Below are 4949 nucleotides of genomic sequence, written 5' to 3'. Positions count from 1 at the left end.
GACGGCGGGAGGGGCGGGAAAATAGGACGGCCTTGCGGCGGGGCGGGGAAGAGGGGGACGCATGAGCGAAGGCGCCGGAGGTGCCCGGCGGAGTTTCCCAGGGCGCGGCGGGAGACTGAAACGTATCGACGGGGCCCGCCGCCGACCGTGGCGTTCAGGGCCGGGGCCGGCGGGGAGCGGACGCGGCCCGGACGACGACACGGCGGGGAGACGATGGAGAGACGGCGAGGCGACCGAGGGCACCGGGTGCGGAACCAGGGCCCCGACTCGTATGCCCTCTCGCCTTCGGTATGGCCCGCGGAACAAGGGCAGCCGCTTGGCGCCTGGCCAACTCATGGGCCACGGAACGGACTTGACTCGGCGTTTACCGTATCTGTTGTCGGGCGTCGCCTCGCCGACCGCCCGTGCGCCGCGGCAGTTCTCCGAAAAGGGCCGGTCGTCATGGCGGCGGGGAACTGGCGGAGAATCACGCGCCCGTGTATAGCGGGAACCGCGCCGCCGCGCATATCATGTGCCTCACATCGACTTCCTCCCTTCCGGCCGCTCGCAGCAGCGGCCCCGGAATAGTCACCCTTCACCCCGCCTGTCCGGGACCCCGGGCGGCGCCGGGGGCCGCGCTTTTCCCGCGGCCTCGTCCGCCGCTCCCTGGAAACGGTTCGTTTTGGGTTCCCGCCGACGGGAGGCGCAGCGCACCTACTGCGTATGCCGGTGGCCACCGGCCGTGCGCGGTGGGTGATTCGGCGTACTCGGCGCTACGCCCCGCCGCTGGACGCCGAGCCGGGGGCGCATGGCGGAGCCGGGCCGTGCCATGAAACGCCGGCCGGGCACCGGGCGATGGGGAATGAGCGCCCCGACCGGCCGCTCGGAGACGCCGCCACCTCTGGGGTAAGGTGCCCGCGTGGCCACCGTTGTCGAGCTGACCTGCTATCCCATCAAGGGCTGCGCGGGTGTCCCCCTGTCCGAGGCGCTGCTGACGGAGGCGGGTCTGCAACACGACCGCAGCTTCATGGTCATCGGCGAGGACGGAGAGTGCCGCACTCAGCGGCGGGATCCCCGGCTCGCCGTCATCCGCCCCGCCATCGACCCGCACGGCACCCGGCTCACCCTGTCCGCACCCGGCGAGGACGAGGTGGCCATCGACATCGACACCACCTCCGCCCGGCGCGAGGTCACCGTGTTCGACACGCCCTATCTCGGCATCGACCAGGGCGAGGACGCCGCCATGTGGCTTTCCCGGTTTCTGGGCGCGCCGAGCAGGCTGGTGCGGGTGCCCCCGGAGCACGACCGGGTGACCGACGGATGGATCCCCGGCACCTGTGGCTACGCCGACAGCGCCGCGGTGCACATCGTCTCCCGGGCCAGCCTGGACGGGCTGAACGAGCGGATCGCCGAGGCGGGCGGCGCTCCACTGCCGATGAACCGCTTCCGCCCCGGCATTGTGCTCGGCGGATGGGACGAACCCCATCGGGAGGACCGGGTCCGCAGGATCGCCATCGGCGGAGCCGAGCTGGGCTTCGCCAAGCACACCGCCCGGTGCGTTGTGACGACGGTCGATCAGAGCGAGGGCGTCAAGGCGGGCCCCGAGCCGCTGCGCACCATGGCCGGCTACCGGCGCGGCCCCGGCGGCGCCACCCTGTTCGGCTGCCAGTTCTCCGTGATCCGCGCCGGAAAACTGGCCGTGGGCGACGAAGTGGACGTCATCGAGTGGGACGGGCCGCCGCCGGGGGAGTGACCGGGAGCGCTCAGACCGACGCGAGCACCTTGGCGAAGGCGTCCAGCAGCTGGGCGGCACCCTCCTCGGCCTGGGCGCACTGCTCCTCCGGCGGGGCAGGCTGCCGGAGCACCACCCGGGTCCGGCCGCCGTCCAGATCGGCGAAGGTGGCGGTCATCTCCATCGCACCCTGCGGCAGATCCAGCGTCCACACCAGCCGCTCCCGGCCGACCACCTCGCGGTAGACACCGCGCATCGGCATCTCGCCCGCGGGCGTGGCGACGGTCGCCCTCCAGGCGCCACCCGGCCGGACGTCGAGGTCGACCGACTCGGGCGCGGCGCCGAACCAGCGGGCGAAGTACTCCGGCTCGGTCCACACCCGCCACACCGTCTCGCGCGGTGCGTCCAGGTCCCGGCTGATGGTGATCTCGTCGCTGCTCATGGTGTCTCCTCGGTGAGCGGGAGCGGAAAGGCGTCGCCCCCTGTTTCACCCTCAGACCGGCGCACCGCGCGGAACTCATCGGTCCTGGCTCAGCAGTCTTCCGTCCTCGCGGCCGATCCAGTACCGGCGCAGCACATCGAGGACCACCGACACCTCGCAGGCGGTGATGCCGGGAAGCGTCGCCAGATCGCGGGTGAGCAGCTCGGCCAGGCCGTCCTCGTCCCGGAACACACCGTGGTGGATCACCGAGGAGGTGCCCGCCACGATCGAGACATAGCGCGCCGAGGGGTGCCGGGCCAGCGCGTCGGCCACTTCCTGGATGGCCCCGGGCGCGGCATGCAGCTCGATCACGACCTCCAGCAGGTGGCCGAGCAGCGCCGGTTCGATCTCCACGCGGGGCCGCACCAGCCCGCGCTGGAGGAGTGACTGGGTCAGCCGGTAGGCGGTGGACCGGCTGATGCCGAGCCCGCGCGCCACATCGGCGGCGCTCGCCCGACCGTCCTGGCGCAGCAGCTCCATGGCCCGCAGCTCGTCGGGGCCGAACCCGGTGACGGCGGCGGGCTCCTCCACCGGATCGGCGACCTCCCGCAACGCCCGCACCTGGGCGTCGTCCAGCCGCCGCAGCCGCCAGGAGTCGGACTTCGCCGTCGCCCGCAGCACCAGCTCGGTATGGGCCGACCGGACACCGGGGACGGACGGGATCCGTGTCATCAGCAGCTCACGCGCCCGGTCGCGCCGGGTGGCGTGCAGGGAGCAGTAGACATCGGTGCGGCCCGTGGTCGTGGCGACGAACGGGATCTCGGGCAGCTCGGACAGCTGCCGGGCCACCTCCCACGCCTGCCCCGGGGCCGTGGCCACCCAGATGTGCATGGGGTTGCCCTCGGCCAGCATCGGCCACTCCACCTGCCCGATCACCCGCAGCAACCGCTCCTCCGCGAGCCGGACCAGCCTGCGGCCGACGGTGCTGGCGGAGCTGCCGAGCACCTCGGCCAGCGCGCTCAGCGGTGCCCTCGGTGCCACCTGCAGGGCGGCCACCAGATCGAGGTCGGCGTTGTCGAGCACCGGAGGGGTGGGGGGAACGGATGCCATGGATACGAATCTATCGTGCGATTGGTGCTCCATGAGTGAATCATTCCTGCGTAACGAGACTTTTACTTGCCTCATTCCGTCATGCCTTCTCTAATGGACGACCACTACTGCGTCGTCGAAGAAGGAGCGCGGACGGTGAGTTCCAACGACACCACGACCACGCCCGACAACACCCCCGGCAAACCGCCTCCCAACGCGCCCGGGGAATCCTCGGCGGCGCTGTCCGCACTGCTCCGGGTGCTCGGCGCCGTCGAGCGAGCGGGCAACAAACTTCCCCACCCCTTCTGGCTGTTCGCCATCCTCAGCGCCCTCCTCGCGCTGATCAGCTGGGGGCTCGCCACCGCGGACGTCTCCGCGGTCGACCCGGCGGGGGACAAGACCGTGGCGGTGCGCAGCCTGATCTCGGTCGACGGCGTGCGGTCGATGATCAACGATGCGATCACCAACTACGCCACCTTCCCACCGCTCGGCACCATCCTGGTCGTCATGCTCGGTGTCGCCGTCGCCGACCGGTCGGGGCTGCTCGCGGCGATGCTGCGGGCCGGTGTCGCCAAGGTCCCGGCGCGCTGGATGACCTTCGCCCTGGCCTTCACCGCGATGGTCGCCCACATCGCGTCCGACGCCGCCTATGTGGCCCTGGTCCCCCTGGGCGGGCTGGCCTTCCGGGCCGTCGGACGCAGCCCGGTGCTGGGGATCGTGGTGGCCTTCGTCGGAGTATCGGCCGGCTATGACGCCAGCCCGCTGATCACCCCGATGGACGCGGTGCTGTCCGGGCTGACCACGGCCGCCGCGCACACCGTGGACCCCGGCTATGTCGTCACCCCGCTGTCCAACTATTTCTTCTCCCTCGCCTCCTCGGTGGTGCTGGCCGCCGTGATCACCTTCGTCACCGAGAAGGTGCTGGTGAAGCGGGTGGCGGCGCTTCCGCCCGAGCCCGAGGAGGCGGACGGGGAAGCCACCGCGGAGACCACTGGGGATGTCGAGCTCGCCCTGGCACCCGAGGAGCGCCGCGGGCTGCGCCGCGCCGCCGTCGCCCTCGGCATCTACCTCGCGGTGATCGTGGTGGCGATGATCCCCACCGGGTCACCGCTGCGCGGCGAGGGCGGCAGCATCGTCGAATCGCCCGTGCTCTCCGGAATCGCCGTGGTGCTCGGAGTGCTCTTCGCCCTCCTCGGCGCGGTCTACGGGCGTGCGGCCGGCACCGTGCGCGGCAGCCGGGACATCCCGGACTTCATGGCGCAGGGCATGCGGGAGATGGCCCCCATCCTGGTGCTGTTCTTCGCCATCTCCCAGTTCCTCGCCTACTTCAAGTGGACCGGTGTCGGCCAGGTGCTCGCCATCCGCGGCGCCGATCTGCTGAAGGACCTCGGGGTCACCGGCCCGGTCGCCTTCCTCGGCATCGTGGCGGTGTGCACGGTGATCAATCTGGCGATGACCAGCGGCTCGGCCATGTGGGCGCTGGTTGCCCCGGTCTTCGTGCCGATGCTGATGCTGCTGCACATCCCCCCGGAGGCCACCCAGGCCGTCTATCGCATCGCCGACTCCTGCACCAACGCCATCACCCCGATGAGCGCCTACTTCGTCATGGCACTCGGCTTCCTCCAGCGCTACCGGCGCTCCGCCGGGATCGGCACCCTCGCCTCGCTGACCCTGCCGCTGTCCGTGGCCATGCTGGTGGCCTGGACTCTGCTGTTCTACGTCTGGTGG

The 4949-nt window shown here is 71.4% G+C and carries 4 protein-coding genes; 2 read left to right on the top strand and 2 right to left on the bottom strand.

The genetic code is table 11. The annotated features are described in order from the left end of the window. The first annotated feature begins 898 nt into the window (after positions 1-898). Complete coding sequence (locus GWI24_RS40245; RefSeq protein ID WP_210950976.1) at positions 899-1732, top strand: MOSC domain-containing protein; 834 nt, start codon at positions 899-901, stop codon at positions 1730-1732. A 10-nt stretch (positions 1733-1742) separates the two neighbouring features. On the opposite strand, the gene GWI24_RS40240 is transcribed toward GWI24_RS40245, so the two are convergent. Continuing rightward, on the bottom strand, positions 1743-2153 hold the full coding sequence (locus tag GWI24_RS40240) for an SRPBCC domain-containing protein (protein WP_210950975.1): 411 nt from the start codon (positions 2151-2153) through the stop codon (positions 1743-1745). A gap of 75 nt (positions 2154-2228) precedes the next feature. Next, complete coding sequence (locus tag GWI24_RS40235; RefSeq protein WP_210950974.1) at positions 2229-3242, bottom strand: Lrp/AsnC family transcriptional regulator; 1014 nt, start codon at positions 3240-3242, stop codon at positions 2229-2231. A 93-nt stretch (positions 3243-3335) separates the two neighbouring features. On the opposite strand from GWI24_RS40235, the gene GWI24_RS40230 reads away from it, so the two are divergent. Further along, positions 3336-4949: AbgT family transporter (locus GWI24_RS40230; protein WP_210950977.1), on the top strand; the 1614-nt coding region annotated here is incomplete at its 3' end.

This window comes from Streptomyces sp. MK37H (assembly GCF_018035285.1).
GTDB lineage: Bacteria > Actinomycetota > Actinomycetes > Streptomycetales > Streptomycetaceae > Streptomyces > Streptomyces endocoffeicus.
This window is presented reverse-complemented; position numbering and strand designations above follow the sequence as displayed.

Coding starts and splice junctions, on each gene's coding strand:
- GWI24_RS40235 (WP_210950974.1), bottom strand. CDS start 3,242: ATGGCATCCGTTCCCCCCACCCCTCCGGTGCTCGACAACGCCGACCTC.
- GWI24_RS40240 (WP_210950975.1), bottom strand. CDS start 2,153: ATGAGCAGCGACGAGATCACCATCAGCCGGGACCTGGACGCACCGCGC.